Source organism: Corynebacterium sp. HMSC035E02 (assembly GCF_001836065.1).
Taxonomy (GTDB): Bacteria; Actinomycetota; Actinomycetes; order Mycobacteriales; family Mycobacteriaceae; genus Corynebacterium; species Corynebacterium hiratae.
Map to the genome: position 1 here is coordinate 20,507 of NZ_KV827377.1, position 16,729 is coordinate 37,235.

The 16,729-nt window shown below is 64.6% G+C and carries 16 protein-coding genes; 5 read left to right on the top strand and 11 right to left on the bottom strand.

Features of this window, described 5'->3' with window-relative positions:
- Nucleotides 1-364: HNH endonuclease signature motif containing protein (locus tag HMPREF2635_RS13175; protein ID WP_141761716.1), on the top strand; the 364-nt coding region annotated here is incomplete at its 5' end.
- Between the two features lie 264 nt (nucleotides 365-628).
- Here HMPREF2635_RS13175 and HMPREF2635_RS12055 read toward each other — a convergent pair.
- Genes HMPREF2635_RS12055 through HMPREF2635_RS12085 form a run of 7 tightly spaced genes read right to left on the bottom strand, consistent with a single transcriptional unit; the run spans nucleotide 629 to nucleotide 8,574 of the window.
- Nucleotides 629-1,375 carry a GntR family transcriptional regulator gene (locus tag HMPREF2635_RS12055; protein ID WP_070546577.1) on the bottom strand — a complete coding sequence of 249 codons (747 nt, stop codon included), beginning with the start codon at nucleotides 1,373-1,375 and terminating at the stop codon, nucleotides 629-631.
- Nucleotides 1,376-1,431: 56 nt separating this feature from the next.
- Nucleotides 1,432-2,106 carry an SDR family oxidoreductase gene (locus HMPREF2635_RS12060; protein WP_070511984.1) on the bottom strand — a complete coding sequence of 225 codons (675 nt, stop codon included), beginning with the start codon at nucleotides 2,104-2,106 and terminating at the stop codon, nucleotides 1,432-1,434.
- 18 nt (nucleotides 2,107-2,124) lie between these two features.
- On the bottom strand, nucleotides 2,125-3,312 hold the full coding sequence (locus tag HMPREF2635_RS12065) for an alkylhydroperoxidase domain protein (RefSeq protein WP_070511980.1): 1,188 nt from the start codon (nucleotides 3,310-3,312) through the stop codon (nucleotides 2,125-2,127).
- A gap of 27 nt (nucleotides 3,313-3,339) precedes the next feature.
- On the bottom strand, nucleotides 3,340-5,037 hold the full coding sequence (locus tag HMPREF2635_RS12070) for a dipeptide ABC transporter ATP-binding protein (RefSeq protein ID WP_070546580.1): 1,698 nt from the start codon (nucleotides 5,035-5,037) through the stop codon (nucleotides 3,340-3,342).
- 1 nt (nucleotide 5,038) lies between these two features.
- Entirely contained in the window at nucleotides 5,039-5,893 is an 855-nt protein-coding gene (locus HMPREF2635_RS12075; protein ID WP_046647321.1) for an ABC transporter permease, read from the bottom strand.
- Nucleotides 5,890-6,870, bottom strand: a complete 981-nt coding sequence (locus tag HMPREF2635_RS12080) for an ABC transporter permease (RefSeq protein WP_070511974.1) — start codon at nucleotides 6,868-6,870, stop codon at nucleotides 5,890-5,892. The genes HMPREF2635_RS12075 and HMPREF2635_RS12080 overlap by 4 nt, the downstream gene beginning before the upstream one ends.
- Nucleotides 6,871-8,574, bottom strand: coding sequence for a TIGR04028 family ABC transporter substrate-binding protein (locus HMPREF2635_RS12085; RefSeq protein WP_246824895.1), 1,704 nt, complete (start codon nucleotides 8,572-8,574; stop codon nucleotides 6,871-6,873).
- 56 nt (nucleotides 8,575-8,630) lie between these two features.
- On the opposite strand from HMPREF2635_RS12085, the gene HMPREF2635_RS12090 reads away from it, so the two are divergent.
- Nucleotides 8,631-10,511: an FAD/NAD(P)-binding protein gene (locus HMPREF2635_RS12090; protein ID WP_070821838.1), complete on the top strand. Its 1,881-nt coding sequence runs from the start codon at nucleotides 8,631-8,633 to the stop codon at nucleotides 10,509-10,511.
- Between the two features lie 12 nt (nucleotides 10,512-10,523).
- Here HMPREF2635_RS12090 and HMPREF2635_RS12095 read toward each other — a convergent pair whose 3' ends face one another.
- A complete protein-coding gene (locus HMPREF2635_RS12095; RefSeq protein ID WP_070511962.1) occupies nucleotides 10,524-11,684 on the bottom strand; it encodes a cystathionine gamma-synthase in 1,161 nt (386 codons plus the stop codon).
- 115 nt (nucleotides 11,685-11,799) lie between these two features.
- Here HMPREF2635_RS12095 and HMPREF2635_RS12100 point away from each other — a divergent pair, with 115 nt between their 5' ends.
- Complete coding sequence (locus HMPREF2635_RS12100; protein ID WP_049155834.1) at nucleotides 11,800-12,801, top strand: mechanosensitive ion channel family protein; 1,002 nt, start codon at nucleotides 11,800-11,802, stop codon at nucleotides 12,799-12,801.
- Between the two features lie 2 nt (nucleotides 12,802-12,803).
- Nucleotides 12,804-13,193 (top strand): globin, encoded by a 390-nt coding sequence (locus HMPREF2635_RS12105; RefSeq protein ID WP_046647325.1) that lies wholly within the window; start codon nucleotides 12,804-12,806, stop codon nucleotides 13,191-13,193.
- Here the strand turns inward: HMPREF2635_RS12105 and ald are convergent.
- A complete protein-coding gene (gene ald / locus HMPREF2635_RS12110; protein WP_049155868.1) occupies nucleotides 13,190-14,272 on the bottom strand; it encodes an alanine dehydrogenase in 1,083 nt (360 codons plus the stop codon). The two genes, HMPREF2635_RS12105 and ald, sit on opposite strands and share 4 nt — an antisense overlap.
- Before the next feature lie 128 nt (nucleotides 14,273-14,400).
- Between ald and chrA the strand changes: the two genes are divergently transcribed.
- A complete protein-coding gene (gene chrA, locus HMPREF2635_RS12115; RefSeq protein ID WP_070512017.1) occupies nucleotides 14,401-15,567 on the top strand; it encodes a chromate efflux transporter in 1,167 nt (388 codons plus the stop codon).
- Here chrA and HMPREF2635_RS12120 read toward each other — a convergent pair.
- Together HMPREF2635_RS12120 and HMPREF2635_RS12125 are read right to left on the bottom strand one after the other, a co-directional pair.
- Nucleotides 15,564-16,220: a DUF8185 domain-containing protein gene (locus HMPREF2635_RS12120; RefSeq protein WP_049155827.1), complete on the bottom strand. Its 657-nt coding sequence runs from the start codon at nucleotides 16,218-16,220 to the stop codon at nucleotides 15,564-15,566. The two genes, chrA and HMPREF2635_RS12120, sit on opposite strands and share 4 nt — an antisense overlap.
- A complete protein-coding gene (locus tag HMPREF2635_RS12125) occupies nucleotides 16,210-16,683 on the bottom strand; it encodes an acyl-CoA thioesterase (RefSeq protein ID WP_046647327.1) in 474 nt (157 codons plus the stop codon). The genes HMPREF2635_RS12120 and HMPREF2635_RS12125 overlap by 11 nt, the downstream gene beginning before the upstream one ends.
- Between the last annotated feature and the right edge of the window lie 46 nt (nucleotides 16,684-16,729).

A 16,729-nucleotide genomic window follows, 5' to 3' on the forward strand; every position in this document is an offset into this window, starting at 1 on the left:
AGAACGCGGAGCAAACTTCAACCAACGCCTTACCCTGCACGCCGAATTCCACACCTGTTCAAGACCTGGGTGTAATAAGCCAGCTGATTACTGCCAAATCCATCACCTCATCCCCTGGCAAGCAGGCGGCTACACCAACATTAAGAACCTGACCTTCCTGTGCGCCTACCACAACGGTATTAACGATGATGACCCTTTAAAACCCACCGGGCGCGGCTACATGTACCGGCTCAACACAGGCGTGGCGTTCATCCCACCCTGGGGAACACCGATAACCGCGATGCCCGAATACCAGGAAGCAGTCGCCAGACTCAACACCGAACAAGCAGGACAACCACCAGAGGAACCACCCGACAGCAGCTAACACCCACAGCCACCACACGCAGCAACGGCAGAAAGGAAACAGCTAACCACCAGCGACAACACTGCCACCCGCAGACCACATCAAGGCACGCGGGCATATCGGCGATCCTTGAGCACGATTCACGCGCTTCCCGCTGAGGGTTAAGCCCTTAAAGAACGAAACCCGCCAACCGAAAGATGGCTGACGAGTTGGCGTGCTTTAACGCCTCCCCAAAGGGACACACCTAATGACGGCTGCCCCCGCAGGGTCGCAGACTCATAGTGTTTAGTCGAGGGTCGGCGTGGGGTCCTCGCCGACGACAACTTCCACCGTGACCGCATCAGGGCGCAGGGTCTCCTCCAGCTGAGCGGCTACGAGGCCGCCCTCTGCTTTGACGGTTCGCGTAATGCGCAAGACCGGTTGGTTGCGTCCAACGCCCAGGGCTTTCTGCTCCTCCGTGCGCGCGGTGGCGGCCACGAGAGAATCCCGCTTAAATACGGGTGCCAGGTCAAGCTCCGTCAATAGTTCAGTCAGCGGCTTCTGCATTTCCTCTTCCGTGAGGTGCGGTGCCAAGGCCTGCGGGATAAGAAGCGTGGAGACCATGATGGGCGATCCTTCAGTCATCTGCACCGTACGGCACTCCCACACGGCATCACCCTCCTCAATCCCGAAGGCGGAGGCAAGATGGCCCGGAGTTTCAATCAACGCCAACGACAGCACCCGCACCTCAACCTCAAGGCCATGCTCACGCAGCTGGTCGAGGGCGCTGCGCCCGCTCGTCAGGCTCAGCGTCGGCGGGGTGGCACGCACGAAGGTGCCGCCGGTGCGCCCACGCTTGCGGTCGATAAGTCCCTCGATCTGGACGATGTCCAGGGCGTGGCGCACTGTCATGCGCGCCACCTTGTATTCCTGAACCAATTCCCGCTCCGTGGGGAAGCGATCACCCGGCTTCAGTTCGCCGGATTCAATCTTGCTCCGCAGCGAATCCGCGATCACCAAATAGGCGGGGCGGCGGCGTTGAGAGGTGGACACGCCTCATAACTGTACCGTGTGCTGGGTTTTTCGCATCTTGAGAGAAAACGCGCCACCTACTTGCGCTGGTTTAGCTCAATGCGTGGGCGCACGCGGATCTCAGTGAGCTGCGTGGTAGGGCCGGCATCAACGGTGGCGCGGATAGCCTTCGCCACCTCGACTGGGGCGATGACATGCTCCGGGTTGTAGTCCTGCAGGCCCTGCAGCATCGGGGTATCCGTCGGGCCCGGCGCGACGGTGGACACGCGGATGCCGAGCTCGCCGAGGCGCAAGCCGTCGGCAAGCGCGTACAAAGCATGCTTCGTGGCGGCGTAAATGACGTTGTCACCATAGGAGTGAATGCCGGCACCGGAGTTAATGAACACCACAAGCCCTTCCGCCGCACGCAGCGCGGGCAGAAGCTGGCGGGTCAGCTCGGCTGGCACGTGCACGTTGAGGTCCATCTGCGCGCGCCAATCCTCTGGCCTAGCGCTTTCCACAGAGCGCTTATCCGCCCGCGCCGCCGCATGCACGAGCACGTCGACGCGTTCAAGCGAAGCCAGTTCGGTGGGGAGCGCTGCGCCGTCGAGAAGCGACAGCAAGTCGATTTCCACCGGCACGATGTTCTCCGCCTCCGGCAGCTCCCCGGCGCGCCGGCCCAGGGCATACACGCGGTGGTCCCGGGCAAGATCCTTGATGATCTCCGCGCCCATTCCACCCGTCGCACCAGTTACAACGGCAGTTTTCACCATGGTTGTTCCTCCTTCTCGTTAGCGGAAACGCTTCGGTACATCCGGCTCCCCCAGCGTCAGCATCAGGCGGTTGGCCCAGTTGAAGAACGCGGTGGAGTTGATGACATCGATGATGGCTAGGGTATCGAATCCCACGGCCTCGAGGCGCTCAACGTGGGAGGCGTCGAACGCAAAGGGAGACTCGGTCAGGGCCAGAGCGGCATCGCGGATGGCAGACCACTGCGCCGAGCCCAGGTCAGCATCTACGCCTTCCTCGAGCAGGCGGTCAATCGCCGCGGCGTCACCGCCCTCCTCCTTCGCGCGCTGCTGGTGCACCGACGCGCAGTACTCGCAACCGTTGAGGCGCGAGACTACCGTGGCGGCCAGCTCACGCTCGGCGCGGCCGAGGCCGCCGTCGGTGTTGTAGAAGATGTCCAGGTCCGTGAGCGTGCGCGCCTTGAGCGCTGCTGGGTCGCGGGCTAGCAGGCGGAAGTACTCCATGTCGATGCGCTCGGGCTTAATCAGCGCATCACGCTGCGCGTCCGTGAACTCCTCCTTCGGCTGCGGCGGCACCCAGGGCTTCCAGCCCAGCGAGTGCGCCACGAAGCCCTGCGGCTTGGCGACGTCCGGCACCAACGTCCCCTCCCCCGGCACCCACTCCGGGGTCTGGGTGGGGCGCGGCGCCTCAGTCACGGGCGCGGGCTGCGCGGCACCGGCAAGCACGGAGAGGCCGTACACCACGCGCAGCTGGAAGGATAGGAAGCTGACCAGCTGCGCCAGCGTCACGATGTCATCGTTGGACCACCCGGCCGCCTGCAGGTGACCAATCGCAGCCGGGGAGGCGTCCTTGGGGTGGAAGACCAGAAGGTGGGCGAAGTCAAGGGCGGCGGCGAGGCGCGGTGAGCCCTCGAAAAGCGTGAAGCCGCCATCGATGTACGGGCCGCTGGTGATGCCGCGCTCTACAGCGCGGGCTATCTCGGCGGCGAGCTCCTCCGATTCCTCCGCCAGCAGGTCAGAATAAAAGGCGACGGCAGGAGCCGCCTGATACACGCCCGCAACAAACGTCGCGATAGCGTAGCGCTCCGCATAGCTAAACGTGCCGGGCGCTGAAGGCTCGAGGAGCGCGGCGAAGGAGGCTTGTGCGTTCTCCTTTGCTTCGGGCCGGCGCTCGCGCAGCTGAGCCACGTCTCCCTCAACACCCGCCAACAGGTTTATGATGTCTGCCATGAATTAATCCTTTCGTTTTCGCCCAGGCTACAGGCCCAGGTTGAGGTCGCCGGCGCGGTAGCGCGAGCCGGGGATGGCCTCGATGAGCTTCCGGGTAAACGGTGACTGCGGGTTGCTGAAGACCTCTGCCGTAGGCCCGCACTCCACCTGCTGGCCCTTCGAGAGCACCGATACGGTATCGGAGATTTGGTTGACCACCGCGAGGTCGTGCGAGATGAAAATGTAGGTCAGACCGAGCTCCTCCTGCAGCCGGGCCAGCAGCCGCAGAATCTGGGCCTGCACGGTGACGTCGAGGGCGGAGACTGCCTCGTCGAGGATGACCAGCTCCGGCTCTACAATCATGGCGCGGGCAATCGCCACGCGCTGGCGCTGACCGCCGGAGAGCTCGCGCGGACGGCGGTCGTAGTAGTCCGGGTTCAGCGCCACCAGGTCCAAGAACTCCTTGGCCTTTTCCTTGGCCGCGCTTGCACGCTCCCCCTTCAAATTCCGCAGCGGCTCCGCCACCGTCTGGCCAATCGTCTGCTTGGGGTCCAGGGAGCCATAGGGGTTCTGGTAGACCAGCTGGATGTTGTTGCGCTCTTCGCGCAAGGCCTTACCGCGCAGACCCACGATGTCGCGCCCGCCCACGGTGATGCTGCCCGATGTCGGGGTGTTGAACATGGCGATGCTGCGCCCAGTCGTGGTCTTGCCGGAGCCGGACTCGCCCACGATGGCGTGGGTGGATCCCTTGGCCACGGTGAAGGAGATGTCATCGACCGCGGTGAAGTCGCCGAAGCGCTGGGTCAGGCCTTCCACGCGCACCAGTGGTTCGCCGGCATCCCGAGCAGTCGCCGCGACGTGGGGAACAGAAGAAGCGCGTTCAGCGGTTGCGCCAGCCTTCGCAACAGCGCCGGTGGTTGCTGTGCGGGCGTCGGCGACGGTGAGGGAGGGGGCGTCGGCAAGCAGGCGTTTGGTGTAGTCGTGGCGCGGGTTCGTCAGCACCGTGGCGGCCAGGCCCTCCTCGCGCAGCTGGCCGGACTCCATGACCACGACGCGGTCGGCGCGGTCACCGGCCACGGCGAGGTCGTGGGTAATGAAGAGGATGCCCATGCCGAGCTCTGCGCGCATGTCGTCGAGGAGGTCGAGGATGATCTTCTGCACGGTGACATCCAGCGCGGAGGTGGGCTCATCGGCGATGATGAGGTCGGGCTCCAGCGCCACGGCGGCGGCGATGAGCACGCGCTGCTTCATGCCGCCGGACAGCTCGTGCGGGTACTGGTGATAGCGGCGCGCAGGGTCATCGATGCCGACGCGCTCCAGCAACTCCAACGCCTTAGCCTTGCGCTCGGCCGCAGTACCAACCTTGTGGATGCGCAGCCCCTCCTCCACCGAGGCGCCGATGGTCTGCACCGGGTTGAGGGAGTTGTTCGGGTCCTGCGGGATGAGGCCGATGCGCCGCCCACGCAGCTCACGCCACTCGCGGCGACGCAGCGAAGTGATATCGCGGCCATCGAAGGTGATGGTTCCGGCATCGATGGTGGCATTCGAGGGCAGCAAGCCGATGGCTGCCATGGCGGAGGTGGTCTTGCCGGAGCCGGACTCGCCCACGATGGCGGTCATCTGCCCCGGGTGAACCTCGAGGTTGACGCCTTGCACGGCGGAAACGTCACCACCTGCAGTGGAATAGGACACGTTTAGATCCCGCACGCTGAGCAGGGGCTGAGCTGCATCTTTTATAACAGTCATGTTAGGCCTCCACGGGGAAGTTCTGGGACAGACGGTTAGCGGACATCACCACGGCGACCAGCGCGATGCCAGGCAGGATGATGAGCCACCAGGCGGTGGCCATGAAGTCGCGGCCCTCGGCGATAATGAGGCCCCATTCCGGGGTCGGCGGCGGGGCGCCGTAGCCCAGGAAGCCGAGGATGGACAGCTGCAGGATCGCGGTGCCGAATTGCAGGGTGGCCAGGGCGATAACAGGGGTGAGTGAATTGGGAAGGATGTGGCGGAAGAGCACCGTGGCGTGGGTGGCGCCAGCGCCGTACGCGGCCTCGATGTAGTCCGAGCTGGCCACGGTGATCACCTGGGAGCGGGCCAGGCGCGCGAAGGTCGCCACCGAGGTCGCACCGACGGCCACCGCCGCCTGCACGGAGCCGAAACCCAGCACGATAATGATGGAAAGCGACAACAGGATGCCGGGGATGGACAGCAGCACGTCGACGACGCGCATGAGCACGCTATCCACCGCTCCTCGCAGGGAGCCGGCGAGAAGACCGATCAGCGTACCGACGACCAAGCCGACAGCCACGGCGATCAGCGCGCCAAGCAGCGACTGGCGGGCACCGTAGACGATGCGCGCATACAGGTCGCGGCCCACCGCGTCCGTGCCCATGAGGTGGCCGGACTCCCCCGGCGCCAACAGGGCTACGTCGGTGCCCGCGTACGGGTCAGCCGAGGTAAACAGGCTCGGGAACAGGGCGGCCAAGAACGCCACCGCGAGGACGATAATGGCGATGACGGAACCCGGCGCGAGCCATGGGTTGGCCTGCCCCGCGGGAGCGCGGCGCGAGGTTCGCAGGGGTTTGGTGAACGTCACACTCATGAGCGCACCGTCCTTTCTTCAGTGGCGGCAGCGCGGCGTTTCGGGGAACCGGCGCGCAGGCGGGGATCCAGTACCGGGTAGAGCAGATCCACGACGAGGTTGATGATGATGTAGGAAGTTGCGGCGATGAGAACCACCGCCAGCAGAACCGGGGTATCGCGGTTAGCCACCGCTTGGGCCACCATGTAGCCCAAGCCGGTACGGCCGAAGACGGTTTCGGTCACCACGGCACCGCCGACGAGCTCACCAAAGAGCAGGCCCGCCATGGTCAAGGTAGGCAGCAGCGAATTACGCAGGACGGTGCGCCAGAAGATCCAGGACTCCGAGGCACCACGAGAGCGCACCGCCTGGACGAAGGGCCGCGACTGCGTCTCATCAATGGAGCGAATCAGAACCTGGATGAGCGGTGCGGCCATGGGCACGGACAGCGTCAAGGTCGGCAGGATGAGGCCTTCGACAGACCCAGGTTCGATAACGCGCACCCAGCCCAGCTGGAAGGAAAAGAACTGGATGAGCAGGATCGCGATCCAGAAGCCGGGCAGCGAGACCATGAAGGAAGGCAGACCCCGGAAGAAGGAGCCGATGGCGCCGAGACCGGGCAGCGTGGCAAGGAAGGCGACGAATACGGCCACGATGAGTGCCAAGCCGATGGCGCTGATGGCCAGGATGAGGGTGTGGGGAAGGGCGTCGGCAAGCAGCGTAGCCACCGGGGCGCCGGACTGCGTGGAGTTACCAAAGTGCCCGGTGAGGAAGCCGCCCAGGGAGGTGAAGTACTGCACTACAAGCGGCTTGTCGACGCCCATCTCCTCCCGAATAGCCTCAATCTCCGCCTGGGATAGGCCCAGGGCGGGATCGCCGAATCGCGACTGCACGGCATCCGACGGCAGCGCCGACAGAAGCAGGAAGGCCACGGTGTAAGTAATGAGCAGCACGAGGAGAGCCTGCCCAATGCGGCTGAAGATCTGGCGGGTTGTCATCTATTTTTCCTCCTCATCCGATGGCGCGGCGTCGATGCTGACCTCGTAGAACCACGGGCGCGCTACCGATTCCGGGCTAAAGCCAGTGATGCCCGGTCGCACGGCGTAGACCACAGGTTCCTCGAAGAGCGGAAGCACGTAGGCCTGCTCAGTGAGGTAGTCCTGGACCTCTTCCGTGGCCTTGATGCGGCCTTCTTTGTCGGGGGTGTCGAGGACGGCGTCGAGAAGCTCCTGCAGGTGTTCGTCGATGGGATTGCCCTCTGCGTCCTGGTTGAGGAAGGCATCGCGGTTGTTGATGCCGTAGAGCGAGGTGATGACGTCGTAGTCGGCGCGGCCCACCATCGAGTGGTAGATCTGCACCTTGTTGATGTCCTTGGCATCGGCGTTCTGGGTGGCCTGGTCGCCGGCGTTGACCTGGATGCCAATGCCCAGGGCGCGCAGCTGGTCCTGGACCATGGTCATGACTTCCTTGGAGCGCGGCTGTGGCAAGGCGGTGTTGGTGCGCAGGACGAGACGCTGGCCGTCCTTGACGCGGATGCCGTCGGGGCCGGGCTCCCAGCCGGCCTCGTCGAGGAGGCGCTTGGATTCCTCGGGGTCGAAGGTATAAGCGGAAGACTGGTCCTTGTAGGCCAGGCCAGTCTCGGCCACCGTCGAGGTGGCGAGCGGGTAAGACTCGGAGAAGAGCACGCGGAGGATCTCCTCGCGGTCCACGCCGTGGATGATGGCCTCGCGCACGCGCTTATCGTGCAGCAACGGGTGATCGAAGCGGAAGGCGAATTGGTTGTTCATGGAGTTCGTGCCGCGCGAGACGATGTCAACGCCTTGTTCTTTCAGCAGCGACTCCTGCGGAGCGGAGATCTGGCGCGCGATATCGGCCTGGCCGGAGAGGATAGCGCCGGTGCGCACGGACTCTTCGGCGGCGAGGATGTAGTGGACGCCGTCGATGTCCGCGCGGCCCTGGTGCTTGACCGCCGGCGGGGCCCAGTCGTAGTCCTCGCGGGTCTTGAGCTTGAGGTCCGTGCCGATTTCTTCCGATTCCACCACGAAGGGCCCAGAGCCGATGACGTTGATCGCGTTGCCGGGGCCGAAGCCCTCGTTGTCCAAAGCCAGGGTGGAATCGGAGAGCAGGCCGGCGTTATAGGCGGAGGTGGCCTGGAGGAAGCCCGGGGAAGGCTGGGTGAAGTAGAACTTCACGGTGTCCTCGTCCACGACCTCGCCGTGGTCATAGTTGGCGATCTGCTCGGAGCTGGTCAGCGTGCGGGACTTGTCGCCACGACCGAAAAGATCGAAGTTGGCCACGACGTTCTCGGCGGTGAGCGGGGAGCCATCGGAGTAAGTGACGTCGGTGCGAATGTTAAACGTGTATTCCGTGGCATCCTCGTTGACCTCGGGCATCTCCGTGGCGATCCACGGCGAGAGCTCGAGGGTTTCGGGGTCTTGGTAGAGGAGGCGGTCGGTCAGCTGGTTGACCACGCCGCCGTTGGGATAAAAGCCCGCGGCTGGCGGATAGAGCGTGCGGAAGAATTGCGGCTCGAGGTAGGTAAGGACGTTGTCCTCACCGTCCGGCCGGTCCGCAGCAGAGCAGCCCGCTAGGGCCAGGGCTGCTGCCAAGGTGGCGGCGAGTGCGCGTAAGGTTTTCACGGTATTGCTTTCAGAAAGTAGATAGTCGGTGTGCAGTGCGTCTCTGGATTTAACACAACGCATACTGAGCGGTATTATTCCACTAGACAGCACAGTCTAAAAGTTTGAGGTTGATTTATATGCCCGCCATCGCCATCGTCGGGGCCGGCCCGCGTGGTATCTCGCTGGTCGAGCGCCTTGCAGCCCACCTGCGCGCGACCCCCCTTCATTCACCCCTGCGGCTCCACATCATCGACGATGCCCCGCTGGGCGCTGGCCGCATTTGGGATACCGAGCAGACCCGCACGCTGTGCATGAACACCTTGGCCGGCGCGGTCACGTTGTTTACCGAGCCCGGCTCCACGACCACCGCGCCGGTACTTGAAGGCCCCATCCTCTATGAGTGGATCCAGCTTCTGCGCGGCGAGCGCCCCTCCATCTCCCCCGCCAAGCTGGAGCTTTATGATTCCCACCCGCCGCGCGAGGGGCTTGCAGACTCTTTCGCCGAAGAACTCGCGCAGACCCGCCCGGAATCCAACCCCTCCCGCGCGCTCTACGGCGCCTACCTGGAGTGGGTCTTCGAGGTTGCGCTGGCTCAGCTGCCGGAGAGCGTGGACGTCGTCCAGCACCGCGCCCGCGCGCTGTCCGTGGAGGAGCACGGTGAGCAGGACGCCATCAAGCTTTCGGACGGCACTACCGTCACCGCCGACGCCACCGTCCTGGCCTATGGCTGGCAGGTGCCTGCGTTGAACGAATCCGAGCGCGCACTGGCGGAGGCTGCGGATTCCGGCCTGCACTGGGTGCGCCCGGATAACCCCGTGGAGCAGCCGGTGTCTGAGGTCCCTGCGGGCGAGAAGGTCCTGGTCCGCGGCCTGGGCATGGGCTTCTTCGATGTCATGGCGCTGCTCACCATCGACCGCGGTGGTGAATTTGTGGAGGATCCCTCCACGCGCTCCGGGCTGCGCTACGAGCCCAGCGGTGAGGAGCCGCACTTCATCGTCTCCTCCGGCCGCGGCTACCCTTATATCCCGAAGTCGGAATACCACGCGCTGCCGCCGAAGGCCCCGCTGACCCGCTTCCGCGCCGCGGTGGCCGCGCTGGATCCGGAGGTCGAGCTGGACTTCGGCACGCAACTACTGCCGCACATCCTGCGCGATGCCTACGCCGAGTACTACGAGAACCAAGCGCGGGTGGCACCGGATGCTCTGCAGCGCCCGCTCGAGGATATCCTCACCACGATCGATTCCACGGAGCTCACCGCCCCGGATCTCCGTGGCATGGCGGACCAGCTACGCGTCGCGCTCGACGGCGCGTCAACTGAGCCGCTCGACCTAGCGCACTGGGCGCACCCGCTGGCGGACTTCGACGGCACGGAGCTGACCGAGTACATCGCCGAGGGCCTCGCCCACGATATCCGGGAGGCCGTCGCCGCGGCAGACTCCCCGCTGAAGTCCGCGCTGTGGGCCATCTCGGCCGCGCGCAAGCCCTCCTCGATTGCCGGTTCAGAAGGCCGGATGACGTGGGAGTCCCGCACCAGCACCTACAAGGAGTTCATGGCCTTCGGGCAGATGGTGGGCTCCGGCCCGCCGCTCTTCCGCACCCGCCAATTGCTCGCGCTTGTCGACGCCGGCCTCGTCACCTTCCTAGGCCAGCGCCCCCAGCTGGAGATCGGCGAGAAGTTCACGCTGTGCACCGCGCACGGCGAGGCTTCCTCCACCTGGCTTATCGACGCCTGGATGCACTCCCCCGATGTCCGCCGTGCCGGCGATCCACTCGCGGTGTCGCTCAACGGGCGCGTGCGCGCGTTCGTCGACCACGGCCAGGCCACCGGTTCGCCGGAGACGACATGGAACCGCCGCGTGGTCAACCCGGGCGGCGCCGAAGACCCGCGCCTGCACATCGTGGGCATCCCCACCTATTCGCAGTGGCCGGATACCACCATCTCCCCCATGCCCGGCACGGATCCGCTCATGCTGCAGGAGACCGACCGCACGGCCGGCTCCCTGCTCACTTCCCTCTAATCACGCGGCGGTTTAATCCAGGGCGTCGAGGGCCTGCTCCAAGTCCGCGAGCAGGTCATCGATGGACTCGATGCCCACAGAGATGCGCACGAGGTCTGCCGGCGGCACGAGCTCGGAGCCCTCCGCGGAGATGTGCGTCATGTTCTGTGGGTGCTCGATGAGGGACTCCACGCCGCCGAGGGACTCCGCCAGCGAGATGAGCTTAGTGTTGAGGCAAATCTGGCGGGCATGCTCCTCGCTGTGGAAGCGCACGGACATCATGCCGCCGAAGCCACGCATCTGCTTCTTCGCCAGCTCATGGCCCGGGTGCGAGGGCAGGCCCGGGTAGAGAACCTGCTTGACCTCCGGACGGGATTCCAAGAACTCAGCCACGGCCTGCGCATTGGAACAGTGGCGATCCATGCGGACTTCCAAGGTCTTGATACCGCGGGCGGTGAGGTAGGCGTCGAAAGGCGAGGACACCGCACCGACGTTGCCTTGGAAGTACAGCAGGCGCTCGTCCATCTCCGCGGAGTTGGTCACGACCGCGCCGCCCAGCACATCCGAGTGGCCGCCCAGGTACTTCGTAGTGGAGTGCAGGACGTGATCCGCGCCCAGCTCCAAAGGGTTCTGCAGGTAGGGCGTGGCGAAGGTGTTGTCGACGACGATCTGGGCGTCGCCAGCCGCCTTGACCGCCTTAGTAACCGCAGCGATATCCGTGATTGTTGTCGCCGGGTTGGTCGGGGTCTCCAGCCAAATCAGCTTGGTGTTCTCCTGCAGCGCCGCCTCTACCGCCGCGGTATCGGCGGTGTTGACGATGGACAGCTCGATGCCCCACTGGCCATAGTCGTGGTGCAGCAAGCGATACATGCCGCCGTAGGCATCGTTGCCCAGAATCACGTGGTCACCCGGGCGCACGAGGATGCGAATGAGGGTATCGACGGCCGCCATGCCCGTGGCGAAACAGCGGGCGTATTCAGCGTTCTCTAGCGCCGCGAGGGTCTTCTCGAGGGAGTGAACGGTGGGGTTGGCCACGCGGCCATACTCATAGCCGCCGCGCAGCTGCGCGAGGCCGTCCTGTTGGAACGTGGTGGAAGCGTAGATCGGTACGTTGATGGATCCCATGTAGGGATCCGGCTGGTAACCGGCATGGATGGAACGGGAGGAAAAGCCAAGGGTGCGGTTGTCAGTCATGAGGCACAAGTCTAGACCAAGCTGTTCAGTTGGGAGAAAGACGAGCTTTTTATATTCAGTTCTCTTCCCTACCATCGGTAAGCGTCAGTCGTGAGCGATAGCAGAAAGGACACACGTGACCAGACCAACCGCATACCTAAGCGCTTCCTCCGAGCCAACCGACGGGGCTGTCGACGCGGTCACCCGCTGGTGGCAAACAGAAAACATGCAGTCCTGGCTCATCGACAAACCCATCGGCATCGCGCTCATCCTCATCGTCGCCATCATCGGCAGCTGGCTGCTGCGCCGACTCATCACCAAGCTGGCTGATAACAGCATCAAGAAGGGCAAGCTCAGCTCGCCGCTCTCCCCGCGCAAAGCGCACAGAACAACCGACAAGGTCCTCGAGCAAACACAGGAGGCTCGGCGCACCTCCCGCATCCAGACGCTCGCCGGGGTGGGCCGCTCCGCGGTCTCCATCTTCGTCTGGGTCTGGGCCGTGCTCGCCATCCTGGACAAGCTCGGCGTCAACGTCGCCCCGCTCGTGGCCTCTGCCGGTGTGGTTGGTGTCGCCCTTGGTTTCGGCGCGCAGGCGTTGGTCAAGGACTTCCTCTCCGGCATCTTCATGCTCATGGAGGACCAGTACGGCATCGGTGACACCATCGACCTCGGAAACGGGGTCTTCGGCGACGTGGAGTCCATTTCCCTACGTATTACCACGGTCCGCGATATCGATGGCGCGCTATGGTACGTCCGCAACGGCGAAATCTTGCAGGTGGCCAACCATTCCGACCGCTACTCCGTGGCCCGCGTCCAGGTCCCGATTGCGCTGAGCAACGATCCCACGCGAGCAGTCGACGTCATCACGTCCGCAGCAGAGGACGCCGCCCGCGATCCCGAAATCAAGGACTACATCCTGGCCACGCCGACGGTCAACGGCATGTCCGGCTTGGAGGTCGACCACATGTCCTACCGCGTGTCCGTCAAGACGCTGCCAGGCAAGCAATGGGATGTGCAGCGCGCGATGCAGGCGAAGATCCTCACAGCCATGCACGAAGAGGGGATCACCACCCCCTACCCGCGCGGGATGGCTATCTTTGATCTGGAAGAACCCGGCCTGACGCGAAAGGAAGACTAGACGTGCAACCAACGAGCGTGTACGAAGCCGTCGGCGGAATGGAGACCTTTGAGAAACTCGTCGGCGGCTTCTACGCCCAGGTGCGCGAAGACGATCTCATCGGGCCGATGTACCCCCAGCAGGACTGGGAAGGCGCACAGCAACGCTTGACGTGGTTCCTCGTGCAGTATTGGGGAGGTCCGCAGCTCTTCTCCGAACAACGCGGCCACCCGCGCCTGCGCATGCGGCATGCGCCCTACCCCATCGACATAGCTGCCCACGATCGCTGGCTCGAACTCATGGGCAACTCCCTGGCGCAGATCGACGAAGACACCATCCCGCCCGCCTACCGCGCCATGATTTGGGACCACATGGAGCGAGTCGCGGCGATGCTCATCAACCGCGCCCCTTAAAGCCCGAAGGCCTCCTTCACCGGCTGGGAGACCAGTTCTCCCCCGCGGGTCATAAGCCCATCGGCCAATCCCGAGAAGCGCTCCACGGCACCGTCGAAGCCGTCGGCAGCCACTGCGCGAATGTAGGGCAGAGTGGCAGAACCCAGCGCACGGGCAGAGGTGTTCGCCACCGCGCCGGGCATATTGGCCACGCAATAGAAGATGGTGTCGTGCACCTTGAAGGTGGGATCGTCGTGGGACGTCTTGCGGGAGTTTTCGAAGCAACCGCCTTGGTCAATGGCGACGTCGACAAGCACTGCACCCTTCTTCATCCGCTGGACCACGTCTTCGCGCACCAGCTTCGGGGCCGCCGCGCCCGGAACCAGAACTGCGCCAATGACCAGATCTGCCTCCAGCAGCTCGGACTCCAGCGCCGCGGGGTCCGAGACAATCGTGCGCACGTTTCCATGGTACTGCTCGTCGAAGCGCTGCAGCACGTGCGGGTCAAGGTCCAGCACGGTTACCTCCGCGCGCAATCCTTGCGCCATCGCCACCGCCGAAGCTCCCACCTGGCCACCACCGATGACGACAACGCGGGCCGGGCGCGTGCCCGGCACACCGGCTACCAGCAATCCGCGCCCGCCCTCAGTAGACAGCAGGTGGTGCGCGCCCTCAGTAACCGCCAGGCGGCCAGCCACCTGGGACATCGGTGTCAGCAGCGGCAGCGTGCCACGGGAATCGGTCACAGTTTCATAGGCCACGGCCGTCGTACCGGCCTTCATGAGCGCTTCCGTCAGCGGGCGATCCGCAGCCAGGTGCAGGTAAGTAAACAGCAGGAGGTCTTCGCGCAGGTAGCCGTACTCGGATTCGAGAGGCTCCTTGACCTTGACCACCATATCCGCCGCCCAGGCCTCCGCAGCGGAAGGGACAATGGTCGCGCCGACGGCTTCATAGTCGGAGTCCGGGAATGAGGCGCCTTCCCCGGCCGCTGTTTCCACCAGGACCTCGTGACCGTCCTTGATCAAGATGTCCGCGGCACTAGGAGTAAGGGCGACGCGGTTTTCGTTGTTCATGATTTCTTTGGGTACAGCAATACGCATGGTGAGAGCCATCTCCTTTTGTTGAAGAAAACTGAATTCGACCCCTTCAGAGTAACGCAGATCACCTCCTGCGTGCGTCGCTCTTGTTCACCGAGCGGGGTGATTCTTAAAGAATTAGTATGCGGAGCATGAGCACACTAGGCGATGTACGGCGCTCCTTCCTCCCCCTCGGGTGGACTGCGTTTGGCGGGCCGGCTGCCCACCTGGGTTATTTCCGCGCTGAGTTTGTCAGCCGCCGGAAGTGGCTCAGCGATTCCGCCTATGCAGATCTCGTGGCCATGTCCCAGTTTCTCCCCGGCCCGGCTAGCTCGAAGGTCGGGATGGCGCTGGGCTACGGGCGCGCGGGCCTCCTGGGCCTCATCTATTCATGGTTCCTGTTCACCTTCCCCTCCGCGCTCATCCTCGCCTTGTTTGGGCTCCTCGTTGCGCCCAACAGTGGGTGGATCCAGGGCATCTTAGGGGGACTCCTCGCTGCCGCCGCCGGTGTGGTGGTCCACGCCATCGTGGGGATGGCAAAGAAGCTCCTGCTTACCCCCACCGCGTGGGCGCTTGCGCTCATCAGCGCCGCCGTGCTGCTCGTCGCCGGGTCCGCGTGGCAGCTGGCTGTCCTCGCCGTGGCTGGGCTGCTGGGGGCCACCGTGTTGAGAACATGGCTGCCGACGACCTCGGCGCCCGCCGCCGATAGTGGCCTGCGCGCGGTACCCGCCCGCCTGGCGTGGGGCTGTGTAGCAGCGTTCTTCCTCCTGCTAGGCGGGCTGGCGGTGGGGGCACAGCTTAGCGACGCCTACCTCATCACCCGCGCCAACGCCTTCTACCAGTCCGGCGCCCTGGTCTTTGGCGGCGGGCACGTGGTCCTGCCACTGCTGGAGGAACAATTCGTCGGCGCGGGCTGGCTCAGCCAGCAGGAGTTTCTCGCGGGATACTCGGTAGCACAGGGCGTGCCGGGGCCGCTGTTTACCTTCGCGTCTTACCTTGGGGCGGTCGACGGCGGAATCGGCGGAGCGCTCCTAGGGACCGTTCTCATTTTCGTGCCGGGCGCCTTACTCACGCTCGCGGCTTTGCATTTGTGGACGCGCTGGAATCATCTTGGTTGGCTGCGCGGCGCGTTCTCAGCCATCAACGCAGCCGTGGTCGGCCTGCTCATCGCGGCGCTCTGGGATCCCATCATCACCCACGGGGTTAGCGGGTGGGCCTCGGCGCTCATTGCGGTGGGCGCGGGCATAGCCCTCTTCTGCAAGGCCCCGCCGTGGACGGTCGCCGTCGGCGCCGCACTGGCGGGATTCGTGCTGCTCTAGAACAGTGACAGGCGCGTCGAGTGGTAGACGCTGCCATAGGGCGCGTCGAGGCGCACCCAGCGCCCCTTGCCGGACACGCGCAAGTGACGGGGGATCTTGAGTGATGCGGCAAACCCCGGAATGAGGCCGAGGCTGGTGCAGGCGAAGATCATCCGCATGGGAATCTCCACCTGCGCCTCCGAGCTCTCCACGGTGAGCACTGTCTGATTCAACAGGCTTTTTGGCGGGCCCATCGGCCCTGAGAACTGGCGGGCCAGCTGCCGGCCTTTGTCTGCGAGCTCGCGCACGACGTCGACCGGCAAGGAATCGATCTCGCGGAATCCCTGCGCCGGCGGCAACGCGCCTGGCCACGATGGATCGCGCGCCGGCCCCAGCGAAAGCTCCACTCCGTCCTCCGCAAGGACAGGGTCGGGGGCGGTGTGGAGGGCGTCGGCAAGCGCTTGCGCGGACACCACTGCCCCGTCGCGGCCCACGGTGCCTCCGCACCGCCGTGCCACAACGACCTCGAAGGGCGTCGTGACAAAGACCTCGACCTGGTTGGCGTCATGCTGGCGCAGACGCACCGAGGCTGAGGCATCGAGCCCCGTCGCGCGGGCGAGGAGGGCACGCAGCCCTCCCCCACCGCTGCGCACTCGGAGAGTTTCACTCTCCATGATCGCGCTGCTCATCCAGCTCGACGACGGCGTGTTCCAGGATGATGTTGCGCTCCTCCTCAGTAACCTCGCGCGGCATCTGTGTACCCGGGTCGATGGCGACCTGCACGCAGTCGATGACGCAAGCCACCTGGCCCTGGGCGTCCTTAATCTTTTGGCGGGTGGTGAAGGAGGTGGTGCCAAGACGCACCACCGTGGTTTCCACCGTCACCGTGCCGTGGCGTCCATCCCACTTGATGGGGCGGACATAGTCCGCGTCGATATGGCGGACGAATGCCACCATGTTGACACCGCGGGCGTAGAAGTTGTGCATGGCAAAAGCCAAGCGCGCCTCCTGCGCCAGCTCGATGAAATTGGAGTTCATCATGTGGCCGTACATGTCGAAGTCCGACCAGCGCACACCTACGGTGAGCGCATGGACATTGTCCGTGGTCTTTTCCGACACAACCTTTTGAGCGGACATTCCAGGTTCCTTTCGGAGTTCTTCCTCTGAGTGTTAGGGCCAGTTC